22 protein-coding genes are annotated in these 20,147 nt (G+C 68.4%); 11 read left to right on the forward strand and 11 right to left on the reverse strand.

Features of this window, described 5'->3' with window-relative positions:
• Positions 1-165 precede the first annotated feature (165 nt).
• From crtI to ACTHL9_RS12330, 6 genes are read left to right on the forward strand one after another with little or no spacing between them, the layout of a single operon-like run.
• Positions 166-1,800 carry a phytoene desaturase family protein gene (gene crtI, locus ACTHL9_RS12305; RefSeq protein WP_440519445.1) on the forward strand — a complete coding sequence of 545 codons (1,635 nt, stop codon included), beginning with the start codon at positions 166-168 and terminating at the stop codon, positions 1,798-1,800.
• Positions 1,797-2,129 (forward strand): lycopene cyclase domain-containing protein, encoded by a 333-nt coding sequence (locus ACTHL9_RS12310; RefSeq protein WP_440519446.1) that lies wholly within the window; start codon positions 1,797-1,799, stop codon positions 2,127-2,129. The genes crtI and ACTHL9_RS12310 overlap by 4 nt, the downstream gene beginning before the upstream one ends.
• A complete protein-coding gene (locus ACTHL9_RS12315) occupies positions 2,126-2,452 on the forward strand; it encodes a lycopene cyclase domain-containing protein (RefSeq protein ID WP_440519448.1) in 327 nt (108 codons plus the stop codon). The genes ACTHL9_RS12310 and ACTHL9_RS12315 overlap by 4 nt, the downstream gene beginning before the upstream one ends.
• Entirely contained in the window at positions 2,449-3,375 is a 927-nt protein-coding gene (locus tag ACTHL9_RS12320) for a prenyltransferase (RefSeq protein WP_440519450.1), read from the forward strand. Before ACTHL9_RS12315 ends, ACTHL9_RS12320 begins: the two co-directional genes overlap by 4 nt.
• Positions 3,372-4,802, forward strand: a complete 1,431-nt coding sequence (locus ACTHL9_RS12325) for a cryptochrome/photolyase family protein (RefSeq protein ID WP_440519452.1) — start codon at positions 3,372-3,374, stop codon at positions 4,800-4,802. The genes ACTHL9_RS12320 and ACTHL9_RS12325 overlap by 4 nt, the downstream gene beginning before the upstream one ends.
• A gap of 10 nt (positions 4,803-4,812) precedes the next feature.
• A complete protein-coding gene (locus tag ACTHL9_RS12330; protein ID WP_440519454.1) occupies positions 4,813-5,319 on the forward strand; it encodes a MarR family winged helix-turn-helix transcriptional regulator in 507 nt (168 codons plus the stop codon).
• Between the two features lie 107 nt (positions 5,320-5,426).
• Here the strand turns inward: ACTHL9_RS12330 and ACTHL9_RS12335 are convergent, their stop codons facing one another.
• Both ACTHL9_RS12335 and ACTHL9_RS12340 read right to left on the reverse strand, forming a co-directional pair.
• Positions 5,427-6,692, reverse strand: a complete 1,266-nt coding sequence (locus ACTHL9_RS12335) for an MFS transporter (RefSeq protein ID WP_440519455.1) — start codon at positions 6,690-6,692, stop codon at positions 5,427-5,429.
• Complete coding sequence (locus ACTHL9_RS12340) at positions 6,679-7,596, reverse strand: LysR family transcriptional regulator (RefSeq protein ID WP_440519457.1); 918 nt, start codon at positions 7,594-7,596, stop codon at positions 6,679-6,681. The genes ACTHL9_RS12335 and ACTHL9_RS12340 overlap by 14 nt, the downstream gene beginning before the upstream one ends.
• A 94-nt stretch (positions 7,597-7,690) precedes the next feature.
• Here ACTHL9_RS12340 and ACTHL9_RS12345 point away from each other — a divergent pair, with 94 nt between their 5' ends.
• Positions 7,691-8,932, forward strand: coding sequence for an MFS transporter (locus tag ACTHL9_RS12345; RefSeq protein ID WP_440519459.1), 1,242 nt, complete (start codon positions 7,691-7,693; stop codon positions 8,930-8,932).
• Between the two features lies 1 nt (position 8,933).
• Here ACTHL9_RS12345 and ACTHL9_RS12350 read toward each other — a convergent pair whose 3' ends face one another.
• From ACTHL9_RS12350 to ACTHL9_RS12375, 6 genes are all read right to left on the reverse strand, one after another.
• Positions 8,934-9,497 carry a hypothetical protein gene (locus tag ACTHL9_RS12350; protein WP_440519461.1) on the reverse strand — a complete coding sequence of 188 codons (564 nt, stop codon included), beginning with the start codon at positions 9,495-9,497 and terminating at the stop codon, positions 8,934-8,936.
• 84 nt (positions 9,498-9,581) lie between these two features.
• Positions 9,582-9,824 carry a hypothetical protein gene (locus ACTHL9_RS12355; protein ID WP_440519463.1) on the reverse strand — a complete coding sequence of 81 codons (243 nt, stop codon included), beginning with the start codon at positions 9,822-9,824 and terminating at the stop codon, positions 9,582-9,584.
• Between the two features lie 9 nt (positions 9,825-9,833).
• Positions 9,834-10,331 carry an SDR family oxidoreductase gene (locus ACTHL9_RS12360; RefSeq protein ID WP_440519464.1) on the reverse strand — a complete coding sequence of 166 codons (498 nt, stop codon included), beginning with the start codon at positions 10,329-10,331 and terminating at the stop codon, positions 9,834-9,836.
• 64 nt (positions 10,332-10,395) lie between these two features.
• Positions 10,396-11,409: a biotin-dependent carboxyltransferase family protein gene (locus ACTHL9_RS12365; RefSeq protein ID WP_440519466.1), complete on the reverse strand. Its 1,014-nt coding sequence runs from the start codon at positions 11,407-11,409 to the stop codon at positions 10,396-10,398.
• Positions 11,406-12,134 (reverse strand): 5-oxoprolinase subunit B family protein, encoded by a 729-nt coding sequence (locus ACTHL9_RS12370; RefSeq protein WP_440519468.1) that lies wholly within the window; start codon positions 12,132-12,134, stop codon positions 11,406-11,408. The genes ACTHL9_RS12365 and ACTHL9_RS12370 overlap by 4 nt, the downstream gene beginning before the upstream one ends.
• 1 nt (position 12,135) lies before the next feature.
• Positions 12,136-12,933, reverse strand: a complete 798-nt coding sequence (locus tag ACTHL9_RS12375; RefSeq protein ID WP_440519502.1) for a LamB/YcsF family protein — start codon at positions 12,931-12,933, stop codon at positions 12,136-12,138.
• Between the two features lie 494 nt (positions 12,934-13,427).
• On the opposite strand from ACTHL9_RS12375, the gene nac reads away from it, so the two are divergent.
• Both nac and ACTHL9_RS12385 read left to right on the forward strand, forming a co-directional pair.
• Positions 13,428-14,357, forward strand: coding sequence for a nitrogen assimilation transcriptional regulator NAC (gene nac, locus ACTHL9_RS12380; RefSeq protein WP_440519470.1), 930 nt, complete (start codon positions 13,428-13,430; stop codon positions 14,355-14,357).
• A 206-nt stretch (positions 14,358-14,563) separates the two neighbouring features.
• Positions 14,564-14,740: a hypothetical protein gene (locus ACTHL9_RS12385; RefSeq protein WP_440519471.1), complete on the forward strand. Its 177-nt coding sequence runs from the start codon at positions 14,564-14,566 to the stop codon at positions 14,738-14,740.
• A gap of 252 nt (positions 14,741-14,992) precedes the next feature.
• Here ACTHL9_RS12385 and ACTHL9_RS12390 read toward each other — a convergent pair whose 3' ends face one another.
• Together ACTHL9_RS12390 and ACTHL9_RS12395 are read right to left on the reverse strand one after the other, a co-directional pair.
• On the reverse strand, positions 14,993-15,676 hold the full coding sequence (locus ACTHL9_RS12390; protein WP_440519472.1) for a 4-carboxy-4-hydroxy-2-oxoadipate aldolase/oxaloacetate decarboxylase: 684 nt from the start codon (positions 15,674-15,676) through the stop codon (positions 14,993-14,995).
• 18 nt (positions 15,677-15,694) lie between these two features.
• Positions 15,695-16,924 carry an aspartate transaminase gene (locus tag ACTHL9_RS12395; protein WP_440519474.1) on the reverse strand — a complete coding sequence of 410 codons (1,230 nt, stop codon included), beginning with the start codon at positions 16,922-16,924 and terminating at the stop codon, positions 15,695-15,697.
• 199 nt (positions 16,925-17,123) lie between these two features.
• On the opposite strand from ACTHL9_RS12395, the gene ACTHL9_RS12400 reads away from it, so the two are divergent.
• Both ACTHL9_RS12400 and ACTHL9_RS12405 read left to right on the forward strand, forming a co-directional pair.
• Positions 17,124-17,909 carry an IclR family transcriptional regulator gene (locus tag ACTHL9_RS12400; RefSeq protein ID WP_440519475.1) on the forward strand — a complete coding sequence of 262 codons (786 nt, stop codon included), beginning with the start codon at positions 17,124-17,126 and terminating at the stop codon, positions 17,907-17,909.
• A 39-nt stretch (positions 17,910-17,948) separates the two neighbouring features.
• A complete protein-coding gene (locus tag ACTHL9_RS12405; RefSeq protein WP_440519477.1) occupies positions 17,949-18,995 on the forward strand; it encodes an L-idonate 5-dehydrogenase in 1,047 nt (348 codons plus the stop codon).
• On the opposite strand, the gene ACTHL9_RS12410 is transcribed toward ACTHL9_RS12405, so the two are convergent.
• The gene (locus ACTHL9_RS12410) at positions 18,996-20,036 is read right to left on the reverse strand and encodes an NAD(P)-dependent alcohol dehydrogenase (protein ID WP_440519478.1); all 1,041 of its coding nucleotides are present in this window, start codon (positions 20,034-20,036) and stop codon (positions 18,996-18,998) included. It lies immediately after the preceding gene.
• Between the last annotated feature and the right edge of the window lie 111 nt (positions 20,037-20,147).

Below are 20,147 nucleotides of genomic sequence, written 5' to 3' on the forward strand. Positions count from 1 at the left end.
GGCACTCGCGCATGCGATCTTCTCCGAGCTCACGGACCGGATCGACGCGTGCCCGGCGGACGTCCTGGTCACCACCCGGATCAGTGTGCCCACGGCCACGAAGGCGCGCCTCGCCGCTGCCGTGGTCCTCGGACTCGGCCCGATGGGTTATACGCGGAGGGCGGCATGAGGGGCAGGCCTGTGGCGCCCGGGGCGCAAGGAGGGCGACGGCGGAAGCCGAGGAGCGTCGTGGTCATCGGGGGAGGCATCGCTGGGATCGCGACGGCGGCCCTGCTCGCCAAAGAGGGGCACGCCGTCCAGCTCCTCGAACAGCAGGGGTCCCTGGGCGGCCGGGCCGGACGCTGGGAGTCCCAGGGCTTCCAGTTCGACACGGGGCCGTCGTGGTACCTCATGCCCGAGGTCATCGACCATTGGTTCCGGCTCATGGGAACGAGCGCCGGCGCGGAGCTCGACCTGGTCCGGCTGGATCCTGGATACCGGACGTTCTTCGAGGGCTCGGCCGCGCCGGTCGACGTGCCGTCCGACCGCAACCGGGCGATCTCCCTGTTCGAGTCGCTCGACCCGGGTTCCGGCCCGGCCCTGGAGCGCTATCTCGACGAGGCCTCGGACGCGTACCGCGTGGCGCTGGACCGCTTCCTGTACGACGACTTCTCCTCGCTGCGCGGTCTTGCGAGCCTCGACGTCCTGCGCCGCACGCCGCGCCTGGCGAGGATGCTGAGCCAGAACCTCGACCGGCACGTGGCGAGCCGGTTCCGCGATCCCCGTCAACGTCAGCTCCTCGGCTACCCCGCGGTCTTCCTCGGCACTTCGCCCTTCCGCGCCCCCTCGCTCTACCAGCTCATGAGCCACTTGGACCTCGAACAGGGTGTCCTCTATCCGCAGGGCGGCTTCGCGGCCCTCGTGGATGCCATGGTGCGGCTCGCGGGTGAGGCGGGAGTGCAGGTGCGCCTGGGTGCGCGGGTCACCGGGATTGTCACGGGCGAGGCGCCAGACGGGGCACGGGTCGAGGGCGTGGTGTGGGTCGACGAGTCGGGACGAGAACATCGAATCGGGGCCGACGTGGTCGTGGGCGCAGCCGACCTCCACCATCTCGAGACCGAACTGCTTCCACCGCCGCTGCGGACCCACCCAGAGTCGGTCTGGGCCCAACGCGACCCCGGCCCGGGCGCCGTGCTCGCGTGCCTCGGCGTCCGGGGACTCGTGCCGGAACTGCTCCATCACAACCTGTTTTTCGCGGGTGACTGGCGGGACAACTTTGACAGGATCCGCAGCGGGAGAAGGCTGCCGAACCCCACGTCGATCTACGTGTCGCGCGCCAGCGCCTCCGATCCGGGCGTGGCTCCTGCGGGGGACGAGTCGCTGTTCGTGCTGGTGCCTGCGCCGGCTCGGCCCGATTGGGGGCGTGGGGGCATAGACGGTTCCGGTGCTCCCGCCGTCGAGGCCCTGGTCGACGAGGCCATCCGGCAGATCGCCTCCTGGGCCCGAATCTCCGACCTCCCGAGTCGCGTCGCGGTCCGCCGTACGTTCGCTTCGGCCGACTTCGCAGCTGACTTCAACGCATGGCGGGGTGGCGCGCTCGGGCTCGCCCACACTCTTGGTCAGAGCGCAATATTCCGCCCGGGGAATACAAGCAGGAGGGTATCCCGCCTCTACTACGCGGGCGCTTCTGTGCGCCCCGGCATCGGGGTGCCGATGTGCCTCATCAGCGCCGAACTCGTGCTCAAGCTCGTGCGCGGCGACCGCCGCCCTGGCCCGGTCTGGGTCCCTGATTCGTCCGCCGAACCCGCGGAGGCCGTATGACGTACCTGATCCTCCTCCTCGCCGCGGCGGCGTGCCTCGCCGTCGTCGACTGGAAATTCCGGCTGTGCGTCTGGCGCTCACCGGGGCCCACCGCGATCGTCATTGCGGCGGGCGTCGGGCTGTTCCTCGCGTGGGACGCCGTCGCCATAGCGGCCGGGGTCTTCCTGCACGGAGCCTCGCCGCTCATGACAGGGATCCTGCTGGCCCCGGAGCTGCCGCTCGAGGAGCCGGTGTTCCTGGCCTTCTTCTCCTACAGCGCACTGCTGCTGTTCGGGGCGTCGGAGCGCATCCGTTCCAGAATCGGCACGAAGCTGGAGGCCAGACGATGACCTATCTGCTCATCGACGCCGTCTTCCTCCTGATCTGCGTCGGAGTCGCGGCCGTTCTGCTGCGCGGCCACTCGTCGTCGGGGTTCTGGCGCCCCGCGGCGCTCGCCGGGGCGGGTCTCCTCGTCCTGACGGCCGTCTTCGACAACGTCATGATCGCTGTGGGCCTCTTCAGCTACCGTCCCGACGCCGTGTCCGGACTCGCGGTGGGTCGCGCACCGATCGAGGACTTCGCATATCCGCTGGCGGCCGCCGTCCTGCTCCCGGCGCTGTGGCGTCGACTCAGGGGCCCCTCCGAACACGCGCACGAGGAGGCCACGCCGTGACTCTCACCCTTCCCGCAGCGCGCAGCCTCCCGGCCGCGCTCCTCATGTCCTCGCGGCCCCTCTCCTGGGTGAACACTGCCTACCCCTTTGCAGCGGCCTATCTGCTCGCAGGGGGGAGGGTCGACTGGCGTCTCGTCGTGGGCACCCTCTTCTTCCTCGTCCCCTACAACGCCGCGATGTACGGCACGAACGACGTCTTCGACTACGAGTCGGACCTCCGCAATCCCCGCAAGGGCGGCGTCGAGGGGACCGTGCTCGGACCGAGCCGCCATCGTCCCGTGCTGTGGCTCGCCTGGGGATCGTGCGTGCCGTTCGCTGTGCTTCTCGTGGTCGGCGGCTCGCCCGCGAGCTGGGTGGTCCTCGGCGGCTCGCTGTTCGCCGTCGCCGCCTACAGCGTGCCGGTACTGCGGTTCAAGGAACGCCCGGTGCTTGACTCGCTCACCTCGAGCACGCACTTCGTCTCGCCCGCCGTGTATGGGCTCGCGCTCGCGGGCGGCTCCGCTGCGCTCGGGACGCCCCTCGCGCTCGCGGCGCTCGGCGCGTTCTTCCTCTGGGGCGCCGCGAGTCACGCCTTCGGCGCCGTGCAGGACATCGTGCCCGATCGCGAGGCCCGCATCGCCTCGATCGCCACGCTGTTCGGCGCGCGGCGCACGGTGCTGATCGCCGTCGTCGGCTATATCGCCGCCGCGGCGTTGCTCGTGCTGGGCGCGGACGGCCCGGCGCGTTGGGCCGGGCTCCTGGCCCTGCCCTACGCACTCAGCGCGGCGCCGTTCGGGGGGATCGCGGACGCGGACTCCGGGCGCACGCGCGCGGGCTGGCGCCGCTTCCTCTGGCTCAACTATCTGACGGGATTCGTGCTCACCGTGTCGCTCCTTGCCGCAGCGCTTCTTCCCCCGCTCGTTTCGACGGGGACGGCCGGATGACCGGGGCCTCGATCGTCTGGTTCCGCGACGACCTTCGGGTCGCCGACCATCCGGCCCTGCGCTCGGCGATGAACAGTGGACCGGCGGTGGCCCTCTACGTCCTCGACGAGGAGTCGCCCGGCATCCGAGCCTTGGGCGGAGCCGCGCGCTGGTGGCTGCACCGCGCGCTCGAAGCCCTGCAGGACGAACTCGAGCAGCTCAACGTCCCGCTCGTGCTCCGCCGAGGTGCCGCGGCCGCCGTCGTCCCCGCTGTCGCGAAGGAGGCCGAGGTCGGCGCAGTGTGCTGGAACCGGCGTTACGGCGGCGGGGACCGGCGCGCGGACACTGCAGTGAAGGCGCTCCTACGCGCCTCGGGGGTGCAGGCGGAGAGCTTCCAGGCGTCGCTCCTCCACGAACCGTGGGAGCTCACCAATCGGCAGGGCGGCGCGTACAAGGTCTTTACACCGTTCTGGAAGGAGCTCAGCTCACACGATTTCCGGCACCCGCTGCCTGTTCCCGGCGCTCAGCGGCAGGCGCCACCCACAATACCCCGGGGCGATCGGCTCGAGCAGTGGGCACTTCTCCCCGGGGAACCTGACTGGTCGAAGCCCCTCGCCGAGGCCTGGACGCCGGGTGCGCCCGCGGGCCACGACCTGCTCGACGCCTTCGCCGACGACGCGCTCGACGACTATGCCGACGCCCGGGACCGACCCGCCCTTCCGGCGACGAGCCGCCTCTCGCCCTACCTCCGCTGGGGCCACGTGAGTCCCTTCGAGGTATGGCACGCGATCGGACGACGGCGGCGCGAGGCCCCCGGGGGCAGCGCCTCCTTCGCCTCCGAGCTGGGCTGGCGGGAGTTCGCGTGGCATCAGCTCTACCACCACCCCGACCTAGCCACCGTCAATCTGCGGCGCGAGTTCGATGCCTACCCCAGGTGGTCTCCTCAGGCGACGAACGGCGGCGCGGAGGACGACGGCGATCCCGGCCTGAGCACGGAGGCCGGCCTTGGCACAGAGGCGCTCCTCGGGCGGTGGCAGATGGGGATGACGGGATTCCCGCTCGTGGACGCGGGCCAGAGGGAGCTGTGGGCCACGGGCTGGATGCACAACCGCGTGCGCATGGTCTCCGCAAGCCTGCTTGTGAAGAATCTGGGCGTCGACTGGCGGATCGGCGAGCAGTGGTTCTGGGACACCCTCGTGGATGCCGACGCCGCCTCGAACCCGTTCAACTGGCAGTGGGTGGCGGGCTCAGGCGCCGATGCGTCGCCGTTCTTCCGGATCTTCAACCCTGTGACGCAGGCCAAGACCCATGACCCGGACGAAGACTACGTGCGGCGCTGGGTGCCGGAGTTCGGCACTGCGGAATACCCCGAACCGTGCGTCGACCTCGCGGAGACGCGGCAGGCCGCCCTCGAGGGGTATCGGTCACTGCCACGGAAGCAGTCCTAGAATGTTCGGCGTGCCAGACGAGCCCCAGAACGCCGACGCGAGCCGCGATGCGCTGCGCTCCTCTCCGGGGTTTGCGCTCCTCTTCCTCCTCCAGAAGTTCACCACCGAGGCCGAGCGGTACTCCGAGACGATTCGGCGCAAGCACGGGCTGGCGAGGAATGACATTCACGCGATCAACGCTGTCATCGAGGCCGACCGGGCCGGAGTCACCACCACGCCCGGCGAGCTGCGCGAGCGGCTCGTGCTCAGTTCCGCGGCGATGACGGCCGTGCTCGACAGGCTTGAGGCGTCGGGGCATCTGAAGCGCGAGCACAGCTCGGAGGACCGGCGCCAGGTGCTGCTCAAGTCGACGCCGAGTGCCCGGGCCACGGGGCGCGAGATGTTCGACCCCATGGTCCAGCACATGCTGCCCATCCTCGTCGACTACACCCCCGAGCAGCTGGCGCTGGTCGCCGAGCTGATCTCGAAGCTGACCGTCGCCATCACCGAGGCCCGCGACGGCCTCGAGGCGGGCTAGTCCCGCCGAGGGCGGGTCCCCTGCCGTCGAGGTCGGGCCCCGTGCCGCCGAGGTCGGGTCCCCTGCCGTCGAGGTCGGGTCCCCTGCCGCCGAGGTCGGGTTCCCAGCTACTGCGCGGAAAGCTCAGACCGCCGCGACCCCCGCCGGGCATGGGGCACGTACCGAGGCGTGAAGCGGGCCAGAAGCCCGGCACCGAACAGGGCCAGGACCCCGATGGCGGCGCTCGCGATGGGCAGCGACGCGACCGCGGTCAGCAGGGACACGAGAAGCGGCGCGGAGGCCTGGCCGCCGTCGCTCGCGAAGCGCCACGCGCTGAGGAACGGCGCGGGGTGAGGCGACGGCGCGAGGTCGGCGCCGAGCGTCATGACGATGCCGCTGCCAAGGCCGTTCGCCACGGACAACACCACCACGATCCCCACAAACCACCCCACACGGGCCGAGACATCATGGACGAACGCGAGGGCGAGGAAGCCGCTCCCGAGCCCGAGCATGCAGGGCAGCACGCTCCACAGCCGTCCCCACCGGTCCATGATGTGGCCGCTGGTGTAGAAGAGGGCGAACTCGACACCGCCCGCGATACCGATGATGAGCGCCGTCGAGGCCTCGTCCAGCCCGATGCTGAGGGCCCACAGGGGAAGCAGTGTGGTGCGTGCGGCGCGCGCCGCGCCCACAAGTCCAGCTCCCGTGCCCATGCGGACCAGGACGGATCGATGCGACCAGATGGCCTTGAACAGCCCGTGATGCGGGGCGGCGGGGCGCGCGGAGGACGACTCCGCACCGCCTGACGACTCCGCGATCCGCTCCGGGTCCGGAAGGAGGAGCAGCGCCACGATGGCGGTGGCGCAGGCCGCGGCGAAGATCCAGAAGGCGGACTGCGGCGTCCCGGTGTCGCGGATGACTGCGGAGGCGATGAGCGGGCCAATGAACCACCCGCCCCGGAACACCCCGCCCAGGCTCGAGAGGGCGCGGGCCCGGTAGCGCAGCGGAACGTGCGTGGTCATGAAGGCGTGTCGCGCAAGGCCGAAGACCGCCGTCGCGATGCCGATGAAGAGCACGCCCACGAGCAGCACCCACGGATTCGGGGCCAGCATGCACACCACAAGCCCCACCAGCGCGACGGCCGCGGCGATGATCATCGACCTGCGTTCGCCGAGGCGGGAGACGACGACCCCGCTGGGGATGTCGCCCAGCAACGTTCCGACCATGACCATCGACGCGACGAGTCCCGCGATGGCGAGCGTCGCCCCCAGATTGTGCGCAGCGAGCGGAATGACGGGCAGGATCGCGCCTTCGCCCGTCGAGAACAGCAGCGCCGGGAGGAACACGGGCAGGGCGACGGAACGGAAACGAAACGAGGGTTCAGCGCTTTTCATGGCGTTTCAACCCTACGCCTGCGCCCTGCGATGCCGCTTCTTCGAAAGCGCGGACGACGGCGGCCTCCGCCTGAGTGGGTGGGCGCGCCGAGGAGCGGGCGAGCTGCATGCGCCACTCGAGCTGCGTGGGAATCGCCCACACTCCGTCATCGCCCGACGTGAGTGCAGACGCCGCGACGAATGCGACACCGAATCCCCGGGCCACCAGCCTGACCGCCATCTCGAAGCCCACCACTTCGGTCTGCACCGTCCGTTCGGCGCCCACGGCGGCGAATGCGGCCTCGACCACCATCCGGTTGCCCCAGCCCTCGGGGAAGTCGATGAACTTCTCGTCCGCGAGGTCCTCGAGCCGCACCTGGGTGGCGCCCGCAAGCTGATGGTCCGTGGGACAGATGAAGACGATGGGTTCCGCGTGCAGGGGCCGGAGCGCGATCCCAGGCACACTCTCGGCGGGCGAGGCGACGATCGCCAGGTCCAGGACGCCGGACCGGATGCTCTCGAGACTCGACCGGGTCCCGGCGGTCGTCTGCCGCAGTTTCACGACCACGCCGGGGTGCTGCTCGCTGAGTCGGCTCAGTACCGACACCGTATCGATGGGACCTACGTGCGTGAGCGTTCCGAGGACCACAGTCCCGCGCACCACGTTCCGAACGGAGTCGACGGCGTCGCGGGCAGCTTCCGTCTGGGCCAGGATCGAGCGGGCGTGGGGAAGGAGCGCCTCGCCTTCGGGTGTGAGGCGGATGCGCCGGCCGTACCGCACGAAGAGTTCGGCTCCGAGCTCCCTCTCCAGCTGGCGGACGGCGGCGGAGACGGCGGACTGCACCACATGGAGGTTCCGTGCCCCGGCGGTGAAGCTCAGCGCGTCGGCGACGGCCACAAAGTACTCCAGCTGATGCAACTGCACGGGTCTCAGTGTCGCAGACCTATCGTGAATGACGATGGGTACGAGCAAAAAAGACTGTTGGACGTGATGGTAAACGTCGGCCGACACTGGCTGCATGACCACCTCAAGCGTCAGCCGCCCACGAGTCCTGCCGACCCCGTCTGCGACGCATCGCCGCGGTTTCTGGATCGTCACCGCGGTCTTCGCCGCCACGATGGCGTATGCGACCGTGCCCACCCCGCTCTACGTCATCTATCAGCGGCAGCAGGGATTCAGTGCGCTCATGATCACCGTGATCTTCGCGGCCTACGCGCTCGGAGTCGTGGTGAGCCTGCTACTTGCAGGGCACCTCTCGGACAAGGTGGGACGACGGCGGATGGCGGCGATCGCCGTCGTGCTCAATGTGCTCTCTGCGGTGGTCTTCATCGGTTGGCCCGCGCTGCCGGGCCTCTTGGTGGGCCGCCTCCTGAGCGGGCTGGGCATCGGCATGCTGACGGCGACGGCGACCGCGCACCTGGCCGAGCTGCACCGCTCCGCGCGGCCTGGAGCCGGGCAGCGGCGCGCGGAGGTCGTCTCGACGGCGGCAAACATCGGAGGTCTGGGCCTCGGACCTCTGGTGAGCGGCCTGCTCGCCGAGTACGCGCCGCAGCCGCTGCTGACGCCGTACGCCTCGTTCGCCGTCGTACTGGTCATCGGGACGCTGCTGCTGGCCACGGTGCCGGAGACGGTGCAGCCTTCGGGTCGCGAGTGGAGGTACAGGCCTCAGCGCATCGCTGTCCCGACGGCCGAGCGAGGCCGGTTCAGTGCCGCACTGATGCTCGGATTCGTGGGGTTCGCGATGTTCGGATTCTTCACGTCGCTGGCGCCGCAGTTTGTCTCCGGCCAGCTGGGGATCCACTCGTTCGTGGTCTCGGGAGCGCTGGCGTTCGCCGTCTTCGCGGCATCCGCCGTCGCCCAGATGTTTTCCGCGCGCCTTGGCCCACGGGTTCAGGAGGTGCTCGGGACGGTCCTGCTGGGAGCGGGTCTGGTGCTCGTCGTCGCCGCCATCGACGCGACAGTGCTGCCGATGCTCGTCGTCGGGGGAATCCTTGCGGGATCTGGGGTCGGGGTGACGTTCAAGTTCGCCGTTGGCTCGGTCCTGCGGATCGCGCCGGAGGAGTCAAAGGGCGAGGCCCTTGCCGGACTCTTCCTCGGCGGCTACTTCGGGATGTCCGTTCCGGTCATGCTCCTCGGCCTGGTCCTCCAGGTCCTGCCGCTCGGGGCCTCCGCCGCCTTGTTCGGCGCTGGCGTGCTCGTTCTGCTCGGAGCGGCGGCGGTCGTGTCCCGTCGAACGCGTCTTGCCGCGGCCGGGGCCTAATTCAACCTCCTGATGGCGCAGCTACTTCGCCCCCGGTGCCTGATCTGGCGCGGCGCAATCCGCGAAGGTGCTGGTGCACGCTTTCGGGGGAGATTCCGGCAAGGGAAGCAAGATGGGTCTCGTTGGTGAAGCCAAGGCGGAAAGCGCCCGTCACGAGCACGCCCAGCTGATTCTCGACGGAGGCGCGGCTTACGACGGCCGACTCGAGATCGACGGCGATCTTCCGGAGGGCGTGCAGATGCTCGTCGGGGGAAGCCTTGGCGAGGGGGGCACCCTCGACTGCTCCGCCGTCGAACGCCAGATCGCTGAACGCCAGCGCGATCCCGCGCACCCTCGGGACGGTCTCGCCGACGGCGGCGGCGACCGTCGAGATGCGGAGGCCGTCGGCGACGGCCCGCGCCACCATCTCGTTGCGTGACGCGGTGAGCGTGCGGATGCGGGCACGATGTTGGCTCAGCAGCTGGCGGTGGGCTGCGAGGGCCTGCAGGACCTTCTCCTGCGAAGCCTGTCGCCCGCCGGCGCGGCCTTCGGTGGCTCTGTGCTGGTAGCGGCGCGTCTCGTGCACTGGTCTGACTCCTTCGCAAGAACGCCTAAAAAAGGTGCTGCCGGCCACGGAGTCCCGTGGCCGGCAGCGCGGGCTTGGTGCAGCTCAGCGGCGGTCGAAGGTCAGGCCGCCCGGGACCTGGAAGGTAGGCATGATCTCGATCATGCCCACGTTGACGTGCCGCGGGGTCTCAATCGCGTAGTCGATGGCGTCGACGATGTCCGCTGTCGTGAGCGACTCGTAGCCCTCATAGAACGTCTTCCAGGCCTCTTCCATGGCCTCCGGCGTACCGCCCATGTTGCGGCCGAAGATCTCCGTCTCCACCCGGCCGGGGCAGACCTCCGTCACGCGGATGCGCTAGCCGACGGTGTCGTTGCGCAACTGGCGGGAGATCTGGTGCACGGCTGCCTTCGTGGCGTGGTAAGCGGTGTGGCCGTAGAAGTTGTACACGCCTGCGATCGAGCTGATGTTCACAATGTGCCCGAGGTCCCGCTCGACCATGCCCGGCAGCAGGATCCGGGTCAGCTGAAGGAGCCCGCGGAGGTTGACGTCGATGATCTCGTCGAGGTCCGCCTCCGAGGAGTCCAGGATGTTGCCCGGGCGGGAGACGCCAGCGCAGTTGATGAGGACATCGACCTCGAGGCCGCCCAGTTCAGCGGCGACAGCCGCGGTGTCCGTGAGGTCCAGCGTGTGCGGGACGGCGCCAGTGCGGTCGGCGAGCTCCTTGAGGCGCTCCTCGTTGCGCGCGACGGCGTGGACGGTCAGGCCGCGCTTGGTGAGGAGCTCGGCGATGGCGGCACCCATGCCGGTCGAGGCGCCGGTGACGAGAGCGGTCTTGTAGTCAGTGAAGGGCATTTCTTTCTCCATTGATGTGAGCGTGAAAACAGTCGGACGAGGTGAGGTTGAGGGGTCGCGGACGTCAGCCGCACGCGGCTGCTGGCAGTTCGTGCCAGTGGGCGGGCCCTCCGATGCCCAAGAGGCTGAAGACGGCGGAGACGGAATCCCGAAGGGTCTCGAGCTGCTGCATCGAGCGCCGGTAGGCGGCTGTTGCCTCAGCTACCGTCGTCCTCCTGAACCGCACCTTGTCGCCCGGTCGGGCCTGGGCCAGGACATCGAGTCCGAGGCTGGTGGCGACGGCGAGCACCGGGTATCCGGCGGTCACCCCGCGGCCGCGGTGGAGCACCAGGAGCTCCTCCCGCGAGGGGACTTCGACGGCGCCGACGGGTACCCCGCGCGAGAGGACCTCGCCCGTCGTCGTCCGTTCCGGCAGTTCGCCGCCCAGCCGCAGGCCAATGTGATTGCTCCGCGGGCTCACCGTGTATTCGGAGCTGAAGAGGAGGTTCGCCGACTCGCCGAACTCGTCGTAGTCCGGGCCGTCGGTCACCTCCACGACGAGGTCGTGGCCGGTCCGCGGTCGCGCGACGCCGAGGCGGAAGAGCGGCATGTCCATGTACGGGTGCCGGATCGGCGGGACGCGGCGGAGGGCCTCAAGGGTGTCACCGTCCCGGAGCTGGTGACCGAAGCCGACGACGGTGTCCGGCGCGCAGCTGCCGAGCAGGAGCGGTACCTCGACCGAGCCGTGCAGCGCCACGTAGGCGCGGAGCCCGCCGCGAATGCCGCGGACCGCGATGGTCTCGCCGGCGCGGACCGAGACCGGCTCCCATTGCGCGCACTCCCGCCCGCCGACGGTGAGGGTCAGCGGGGCGCCGGTCACGGCGATCAGGAGGTCCGCCGTCGTCGTCATCCTGAAATCGAGCCCGGTGAGCTCGAACAGCGGGGCGTTTTCGGGGTTGCCTGCGAGGATGTTCGCGGCCTTCGCGGAGTACTGGTCCAGCGCGCCGTTGACGGGCAGACCGTAGTGCGGGCCGCGGAAGCGCCCCAGGTCGGTGACCACGGAGTTGCCGGCCTGCTGGACGCGGATCGTGCCGCTCATCGTTCTGCCTCCATCATCTGCCCCGCGTAGTCGGCGAACTCGTCCTCGGTGATCTGCCGGAACCGGAGGATGTCCCCGGGGTTGTACGGAACGAGCGGATCGCGATGGATGTCGAGGAGCGTGAGCGGGGTCTGGCCGATGACCTGCCATCCGCCCGGCGCAACCGCGGGGGCGATGACGGCCTGCCGCCCGGCCACGGACACGGCGCCGGCCGGGACGCTCAGGCGTGGGTCCTTGAGGCGCGGCACCGGCAGGGGGAAGGCGGGTCCGTCCATCATGGGCGAGCCAGCCGGGGCGCCGAGGCAGCGGATCACGTAGGTCTTGGACGAGTGCAGTCGGATGATCTCCTCGACCGAGAGCCCCTCGTGCTGGGCGACCGCCTCGAGGTCGGGCCCATAGGCTCCCCCGTACACCACGGGGACGTCGAACTCACGTGGTGCGGCGCCGTCGTCGGCCGCGAGAGCCAGCTGTCGCAGGCCGAGGCCCACGAAGGCACGGACCTGCTGAGCGGACACCGCGAGGACGTCGAATTCCACGAGGACGGAATCGTAGGTGGGAACCGCGCCATGCAGGCCTTCCGCGCCGCAGGCTTCGAGCCATTCGGCGAGGTGGTGGACGGTCGACCAGTCCCGCTCGGCGTCGCCAGAGGTGGCGACGACGCGCAGGGCGGCGTCGCCGGATTCGAAAACCTGCACCGGCGCGGGGGAGAAGGGGGAGGCGGACATCTCAGGCCGCCGGGGAGGTGGTCTGTTCGGCGTGCTTGGCGGCGATGACGTCGGCAAGGGGGGCGATCTGGACCCCGGCGGCGGTGAGCTCGCTGCGGATGAGGCGCGCGAGCTCGACGGCGCCCGCATTGTCGCCGTGGAGGAGCACCGTGTCTGCCTCGATCTCGAGATCGGTGCCCGCGACCGTGGCAATCTTGCCTTCCACGACCATGCGGACCGTGCGCTCGACGATCTCCTTCGGGTCGTGGAGCACGGCGCCGGGCAGGCCGCGCGGCACAAGGGTGCCGTCCGCCTGGTAGGCCCGGTCGACGATGCCCACGAGCCCCGCGCGGAGTCCCCGCTCGCGCGCGGCCTTGGCCAGCTCGCCTTCCTGGGCGACCACGATGAGGTTCTTGTCGAAGCCGGCCGCGGCATCTGCGACGGCGGCGGCGTAGTCGGGGCGGACGGCCACGAGGTTGCCGAGGCGGCCGTGCGGCGCGATGTGGGAGACGTGGGTGCCGTGAAGGGCAGCGAAGCCGGAGAGGGCGCCGAGCTGGTAGACGACATCGTTGCGCACCTCGTCCTCGCTGAGGTCCATCGCGCGACGGCCGAACCCGCGGAGATCGGGGAAGCTCGGGTGGGCTCCGATGCCCACACCGCGGCGCACGCATTCGGCGACCGTGGAATTCATGATGTCCGGATCGCCGGCGTGGAACCCGCATGCGATATTGGCGCTCGAGACGATTTCGAGCAGTTCCGGATCATTTCCCATCCGGTAAGCGCCGAATCCTTCTCCGAGATCTGCCACGAGATCGATCATCGGGTTCACGTGTTTCTCTTTTCGTGCTTTGCGACGGACGTTTGCTCCTTATGGATCGTCTCACCGCCCGAACGGCGGGCACAAAGACCTATTGGATGTCACGGGATAGGGGTCCGTTATGACCCGCGGCACAGGGCCCCGGGATGCAGGGCACAGGGTGCCGCGGCGCACAGCGCAGCAGCCGCGCGTCGGCGCTTGTCGAGGACGACGACGCCGCAGGCCCGGGTTGGCCACGGTGCCACCCGCGGGTCTCGCCTCGGGTAGCGGCGCCGCCCCCGTTGGTGGGCCGTGGCCGCCGCGCGGTGCTTCGTGTAAAATCGCACGCACGGTTCTCATGGATTACGTTGAATTCCTCGGGTGCTTTTCCGGAGGGTCCTGAATCTCTTGCTGAGGCAATTGGATTTCGGAATGGTCTCAGCCCTCAAGCTAGACCGGATCTGTGTCCCGTCATAAGGATCCGTGATGGCAGCGGCCTCTGAGAAAGGTAGGCGACGGTGGACACCCGGAAGCTCGAGTACTTCGTGAGGATCGTCGACTCGGGCAGCATCACGAAGGCCGCAGCCGCGTTGCACGTGGCCCAGCCGGCGCTCAGCCAGCAGGTGTCCGCCCTCGAGAAAGAGCTCAAGCAGAGGCTCCTCATCCGGAGCAAACAGGGCGTCGAGCCCACGGCTGCCGGCAACGCCCTCTACCGTCACGCGCAGTCGATTCTTCGCTTGGTGGAGCAGGCCAGGCTGGACGTCGAGAGGTCCGGAGCGGCGCCTTCCGGCCGCGTGGCCATTGCGATGGCACCGTATTGCATGGCCTCAAGCCTTGCTCCGGCCATTGTCCGCGAAGTGGGGCGCCGGTACCCGGACATCACCCTGCACCTGACGGAGATCTTCGGGGGCGTGCTGAGCGATGCCATCAAGAACGGCAGATTGGACATGGCTCTGATCTACGAGCCGCGGGAAACCAAGGGTGTCCGGTTCACGAGCATGATCTTGGACGACCTGTACGTGGTCGCGAGTCCCGAGGTGGGTCCGGACTTCGATAAGGACGAGCCGATCACACTTCAGGAAACCTCTGAGCTCCCACTCTTCCTTCCCGAGGACAACCACACGGTCCGGCGGCTCCTCGACAAGGCGTTTGCAGAGCAGGGACTTACGCTTCGGGTTGCCGGGGAAGTGGAATCCGTGCCGGCCTTGTTCCGGCTTCTCCGCGCGAAACTCGGAGCGACGGTCCTCCCCAGGTCTGCAGCAGATGCTCTCTTCCCAGACGCCGATTTCCGGATGAGACGCCTCGTCGACCCCGATCTTCACGTCAAGTTTGGGCTCTGCACGGCCGATCACGAGCCGATGTCGGAGGCGGCCTCGGCCGTGCTGATCCTGCTGCGCGAGATGATCAAGAACCAGCTCCTGGCCCGCTACGGGACCGACGCCGCCTGAGGCTCCTGCCCCCCGCGGGGGTCCATCCATAGCGGAGCCTTATCTAGGCACTCGACTTTGATCTTATTCAGCGCCCTATTGTGCTGCCTACCATTGATCTATCAGATCAATTCTTAGATCAGCGGAAACCAGCTGACGCAGCGCGAGGAAGCCCTGAAATGAAAAAGATCAGCCACACCAGTTGGAACCTGAGGAAGTCCCATAGCATGATCGTTCGTACAGGAGCCCACTGCCCCATCAATGGCCTCTGGCAGCCCGTTGATTCTGCCGCCGAACCACTTTTCGTCTTCGAGGGAAGCATCATGCCGACCCACGACGGCGGAACCGCCGAGTGGATTCTCGTCGACGCCAAGCGCCGCGTTGCAGAAGGCGCGATCTGGTAAGAATTCCGAAGAAGCCATGAGGAGGGCCCCTGGACTGGGGCCCTCCTCATTTGTGCGTCATGCACCTTTTTGGTGGGCGCGCGAAGCCACGCTCTCGCACGGAAGTCGCGTTGTCGCGGGGATGAAGTTACCTTCTCGCACAGAAGTCACCGTTGCGGGAACTTCTCTGCGAGAAGGTGACTGCGAAAAGGGCCAGTCAGCAGCACAACGCCCCGGTCCGAAGACCCGGGGGCGTCGCGCTAAGGTGCAGGCTCAGTCCTCGACCAGAAGGCCCTTCTCCTTAAGAACGTCGGTCAGGTTGCACAGCTCGATCGTCGTGCCACCCGCGTGGTACTGCTTGATGAGCTCGTTCTCCTTGTCGACTCGCGCCTGGGAGAGCGCGATGACCTCCTCCGCCTCCTCCCGCCGCACGACGACAACGCCGTCGGCATCGCCCTTGAGGATGTCACCGGGGTAGATGACCTCGTCGCCGATCACGATCGGGTGGTTGATCGGCCCGAGCGTCTCCTTGACGGTGCCCTTGATCGAGATGCTGCCGGAGAAGACCGGGAGGCCGAGCTCGATGAGGTCCGCGGTGTCGCGGACGCCCGAGTCGGTGACCATAGCGGCGATGCCCTTGGCCTTCATGGCGTTGCCGAGGACGTCTCCGAACGTGCCCGCCTCGGTGAATTCGCCCGCTCCCACGAGGACCACGTCGCCCTCCTGCGCGTAGTGGATGGCCACCTGGAGCATGAGGTTGTCGCGCGGCGCACACCGGACGGTGACGGCAGGGCCGCAGAAGGACATCGAGCGGTCAATCGGCTTGATGCGCGAGCTGAGGGCGCCCTTGCGGCCCTGCGCCTCGTGGATCGTCGCCGACGAGAACGCGGAGAGGCGCTTGACGACGTCCGCGTCCGGGCGCTCGAATTTGGTCTTGACGTGAATCATCTGTTCCATGGTGCTCTCTTTTGTGAATTACAGGCAGGCTTTTGTGAATTGGCTCAGGGCGCGGACGGCCTTGTCGATGGCCTCCACCCCGGCCTTGATGGTTTCGAGGGACGTCGCGAAGGAAATGCGGAAATAGGGCCCGAGGCCGTAGGCGGAACCGGGAATTACGGCGACGGACGCGGCGTCGAGGAGGTAGAGGACGAAATCCTGGTCGCTCTCGATCCGCGCGCCCTCCGGCGTCGTCTTCCCAATTGCACCCTGGCACTTCACGTAGGCGTAGAACGCGCCCTGCGGCGTCTCACAGGAGAGGCCTTCAACGGCGTTGAGGCCGGCGACGGCGGCATCGCGCCGCTCACGGTACGCCTCCACGCATTCGGCGACGAAGGACTGGTCTCCCGTGAGAGCGGCCGCGGCAGCGGCTTGGCTGATCGAGGACGGGCAGGAGGAGATCTGCGACTGGAGCTTGTTGATCGAGGCGATGAGCGGGGCGGGTCCGACGGCGTAGCCCAGTCGCCAGCCCGTCATCGCGTACGCCTTCGAGACACCGTTGACCACGAGAACGCGGTCGCGGAGCTGCGGCGCCGCGGCGACGAGGCTCGTAATCTGTCCTTCGCCGAAGTAGATCTCGTCGTAGATCTCGTCCGTGAGGACGAAGACCTGAGGATTCTCTTCGAGGACCGCCGCGAGGGCCTCGAGCTCGGCGCGGGAGTACACGACACCGGTCGGGTTGGAGGGCGCGTTGAGGATGAGCCACTTCGTGGCGGGAGTAATCGCGGCAGCCAGGGCCTCGGGCGTGAGCTTGAAGCCCACCTCGTCCCCGCACGAGACGATCACGGGCGTGCCGTCGTTGGCCAGCACCATGTCCGGGTACGAGACCCAGTACGGGGCCGGGACGATGACCTCGTCGCCCTCGTTGAGTGAGGCCATGAGGGCGGTGAAGATGACCTGCTTCGCGCCGCCCGCAATCGTGATCTCGGAGGCGGAGTAGCTCAGCCCGGTGCGGCGCTCGATGTGGCCGAGGATCGCCGCACGGAGCTGGGGGGTACCCGTCACGGCCGTGTACTTGGTCTCGCCGGCCTCGATGGCGGCAATGGCGGCCTGCTTGACGTGGTCAGGGGTGTCGAAGTCCGGCTCGCCGACCGTGAGGTCGATGATCGACCGTCCCTCTGCCTTGAGTTCTCGGACCCGGGCCGCAGCGAGGACGCTGGCGGACTCCCGGATGCGGGTGACCCGCGAAGCCGGCTGGTACTCGGACATGTCTCCTCCAAGTGAGTTGCGGGGAAGTCGGTGACTTCTTTCGACCTTATATAGGCGAAGCTCATTTGGATAAGACGTAGATTGCGTGGGCGGATAAGCACCACTTATGACGGTGAATCAGACGTTCAGGCTTATCATTGTTGCCAACCCCAGAATTGTCCATCGGATAATTGCATTCTGCGACAAAGGAGTTGACGAGATGCAGGAACGCACTGACGTCATTGATCGCAGCCCCGCGCCCGCCGTGACCCGCGCGATCGAACTGCTCGAGTTCCTCGCCGCGAGCCCCGCTGGCCCGGTGTCTCTCACGGATCTTGCGAAGGGCATCGGAGCTGCGCGCTCGTCCACGCGCAATGTGTGCGGTGCTCTCGAGGCGGGCGGGCTGATCCAGCGCAGGGACGGCGGCTATCAGCTGGGCCGGCGGCTCGTTGAATTCGGCGGCGCCTACTTGGCGTCGTTTGACCAGATCCGCGAGTTCTACCGAGCGTGCGCCGAATCCCCGCTTCTTGCCCGCGAATTGGTGCAGGTGGCCATTCTGGATGGCACGGACGTCCTCTATGTGGCCCGGCACGAGGGACGCGCCCCGCTCCAACTGTCCGCGCGGATCGGCGACCGTTTCCCGGCGGCGCTCACCGCCGTCGGCAATGCCCTGCTGGCGCCCTTGAGCGAGCTGGAGATCCGTCACCGATTCTCCGGCAGCGCCGGCTTTGAGCCGAGGACGCCGCGGAGTGTGCGGAATGTCGGGGAACTCATCGAGCAGCTTGCTACGGTGCGCGAGCGCGGGTATGCGGTCGATTTCGGGGGCGTGCATCCGGCGGTCACCGGGATCGCGGCGTCGGTGCCCGAAGCTGGCGAGTCGCCCAGGTTCGCGGTGGGCGTCTCGCTCATCGCCACCCGGCCGAGCGACGAAGACCTCGCGCGGTATGGCAAGGCCATTCAGACGGTCGCGGCGCAGATTGCCCCGCCGGCTCGTCGAATTGCGTGAGCAATTCTCCATCGAAGAACTCGACAAAAGGAAAAAGGAATGCAGACAGAAGCCGGCGTTCGCGCCGTCGTCGCCCATGGACGCGATGATCTCCGAGTAGACGTCCTCGCGGAACCCGTCCCCGGAAGCGACGAGGCTCTCGTGGCAATCGAATTCGGAGGGATCTGCGGCTCTGATCTTCATTACTGGCTGCATGGCGCGGCGGGGGAGTCGATCCTGAAGGATCCGCTCGTGCTGGGCCACGAGGTGATCGGGAGGGTGGTGCGGCCTGCGGCGGACGGAAGCGGGCCCGCAGAAGGGGTGAGGGTAGCGGTTCATCCCGCGACCCCGGGCCCAGGCAACGGCTCGCGATTCCCCGAAGACCGCCCCAACCTCTCGCCCGGCGGAACCTATCTCGGCAGTGCGGCGACCCACCCGCATCGCAGCGGAGCCTTCGCGGAGGTCGTCGCCCTTCCCTCGCGCATGCTTCGGGCCATCCCTGACGCGCTGGATGCCCGCGCCGCGGCCCTCATCGAGCCGCTGAGCGTTGCCTGGCACGCGGTCAAGCAGGCGGGCGAGGTCGCCGGGAAGCGCGTCCTCGTCGTCGGAGCTGGCCCCATCGGCGCGCTCGTCGTCGCCGTGCTCGCCCACCACGGCGCGGGCGAGATCATCGTGACGGATCTCTTCGAGGCGCCCCTCGAGCGGGCCAAGGAGCTCGGGGCGAAGCGCACGGTGCTCGCCTCGGAGGCGAGCGAACTCGAGAAGCTGGATGCCGACGTCGTCATCGAATCCTCCGGAAGCGTCCCGGGCCTGCGCACTGCGATCAAGGCGGCCATGCGCGGCGGCCGCGTGGTGATGCTCGGCCTCCTGCCGCCGGGGGACCAGCCCGTGCTGGTCTCCGCGGCGATCGCGCGGGAGCTTGAGCTCGTGGGCTCCTTCCGCTTCAACGGCGAGATCGACGAGGTGATCGCGGCGCTCGCCGCGGGCGAGATCGAGCCGTCCGCCGTGGTCACCCACGTGTTCGACGTCGATCAGGCCCTCGAGGCGTTCGGCGTCGCCAAGGATTCGGCGACCTCCGGCAAGGTGCTCCTGCGCTTCGGAAGCTGATCAGAGAGTGGACGTGTCGATCACGAACCGGTAGCGCACGTCGCTCGCCACGACGCGCTCCCACGCCTCGTTGATCTTCTCCGCCGGAATGACCTCGACTTCTGCGCCCAGCCCGTGCTTGGCGCAGAAGTCGAGCATTTCCTGCGTCTGCCGGATCCCGCCGTTCTTCGTCCCCACGAGCCGCCGCCGGACCCTGTGGAGGGACAACGGGTGGAACGTCATGGGCTTCTCGGGAAGCCCCGCGATGACGAACGTCCCGTCGAGAGCGAGCAGCGCGAGGTACGCGTCGAGGTCCAGGTCCGCGGAGACCGTGTTGATGATGAGGTCGAAGCGGCCTTTGAGGTCCTCGAAGGTGCTGGGGTCCGAGCTCGCATAGTAATGGTCGGCGCCGAGCCTGAACGCGTCGTCCTGCTTCTTGAGCGACTGGCTGATCACCGAGACTTCGGCGCCGAGCGCATGGGCGATCTTGACCCCCATGTGCCCGAGGCCGCCCATGCCGATGATCGCCACCTGCTTGCCCGGCCCCGCCCCCCACATGGTGAGCGGCGAGTAGAGCGTGATGCCCGCGCAGAGGAGCGGCGCGGCGACGTCGAGCCCGAGCGCGTCGGGGATCCGCACCACGTAGTTCTCGTCGACCGTGATGTGGGTGCTGTAGCCGCCGGCGGTGGGCTTCCCGTCGCGGCCGGTCGAGTTGTAGGTGGGGATGTTGCCCTTGCAGAACTGCTCCTCGCCGTCGAGGCAGGCCTGGCACTCGCGGCAGGAATCGACGAAGCAGCCGACGCCGACCCGGTCGCCGACGGCGTGCTTCGTCACCTCCGAGCCCACCGCCTCGACGACGCCCGCGATCTCATGGCCGACGACGATCGGGTACGCGGGGCTGTTGCCCCACTCGCCGCGGGCGATGTGGAGGTCCGAATGGCAGATCCCGGCGAACTCGATGGCGATGAACACCTCGTGCGGCCCGGGTTCCCGCCGTTCGATCGTGGTGGGTACGAGCTGTCCGTCGGCGGACGGGAGGGCGTAGGCGTGCGCTGTGGGCATCGGCTTCTCCTTGGGTTTTTCGGTTGCGCGGGCTTCCGGTTCGCGGGTTTCCGGTTGCGCCGTCACCTTTACCGTGTAGACGTGACGGCGCAACGAGAGGGAGCGCGTGAC

The sequence above is a fragment of the Sinomonas sp. genome, assembly GCF_051955515.1.
In the GTDB taxonomy this organism is placed as follows: domain Bacteria; phylum Actinomycetota; class Actinomycetes; order Actinomycetales; family Micrococcaceae; genus Sinomonas.

What these genes read in the sequence shown, in the direction of transcription:
- crtI (WP_440519445.1), top strand. Translation starts at nt 166, where the DNA reads ATGAGGGGCAGGCCTGTGGCGCCCGGGGCGCAAGGAGGGCGACGGCGG.
- ACTHL9_RS12310 (WP_440519446.1), top strand. Translation starts at nt 1,797, where the DNA reads ATGACGTACCTGATCCTCCTCCTCGCCGCGGCGGCGTGCCTCGCCGTC.
- ACTHL9_RS12315 (WP_440519448.1), top strand. Translation starts at nt 2,126, where the DNA reads ATGACCTATCTGCTCATCGACGCCGTCTTCCTCCTGATCTGCGTCGGA.
- ACTHL9_RS12325 (WP_440519452.1), top strand. Translation starts at nt 3,372, where the DNA reads ATGACCGGGGCCTCGATCGTCTGGTTCCGCGACGACCTTCGGGTCGCC.
- ACTHL9_RS12335 (WP_440519455.1), bottom strand. Translation starts at nt 6,692, where the DNA reads ATGAAAAGCGCTGAACCCTCGTTTCGTTTCCGTTCCGTCGCCCTGCCC.
- ACTHL9_RS12345 (WP_440519459.1), top strand. Translation starts at nt 7,691, where the DNA reads ATGACCACCTCAAGCGTCAGCCGCCCACGAGTCCTGCCGACCCCGTCT.
- ACTHL9_RS12360 (WP_440519464.1), bottom strand. Translation starts at nt 10,331, where the DNA reads ATGCCCTTCACTGACTACAAGACCGCTCTCGTCACCGGCGCCTCGACC.
- ACTHL9_RS12365 (WP_440519466.1), bottom strand. Translation starts at nt 11,409, where the DNA reads ATGAGCGGCACGATCCGCGTCCAGCAGGCCGGCAACTCCGTGGTCACC.
- ACTHL9_RS12370 (WP_440519468.1), bottom strand. Translation starts at nt 12,134, where the DNA reads ATGTCCGCCTCCCCCTTCTCCCCCGCGCCGGTGCAGGTTTTCGAATCC.
- ACTHL9_RS12375 (WP_440519502.1), bottom strand. Translation starts at nt 12,933, where the DNA reads ATGATCGATCTCGTGGCAGATCTCGGAGAAGGATTCGGCGCTTACCGG.
- ACTHL9_RS12385 (WP_440519471.1), top strand. Translation starts at nt 14,564, where the DNA reads ATGATCGTTCGTACAGGAGCCCACTGCCCCATCAATGGCCTCTGGCAG.
- ACTHL9_RS12390 (WP_440519472.1), bottom strand. Translation starts at nt 15,676, where the DNA reads ATGGAACAGATGATTCACGTCAAGACCAAATTCGAGCGCCCGGACGCG.
- ACTHL9_RS12395 (WP_440519474.1), bottom strand. Translation starts at nt 16,924, where the DNA reads ATGTCCGAGTACCAGCCGGCTTCGCGGGTCACCCGCATCCGGGAGTCC.
- ACTHL9_RS12400 (WP_440519475.1), top strand. Translation starts at nt 17,124, where the DNA reads ATGCAGGAACGCACTGACGTCATTGATCGCAGCCCCGCGCCCGCCGTG.
- ACTHL9_RS12405 (WP_440519477.1), top strand. Translation starts at nt 17,949, where the DNA reads ATGCAGACAGAAGCCGGCGTTCGCGCCGTCGTCGCCCATGGACGCGAT.
- ACTHL9_RS12410 (WP_440519478.1), bottom strand. Translation starts at nt 20,036, where the DNA reads ATGCCCACAGCGCACGCCTACGCCCTCCCGTCCGCCGACGGACAGCTC.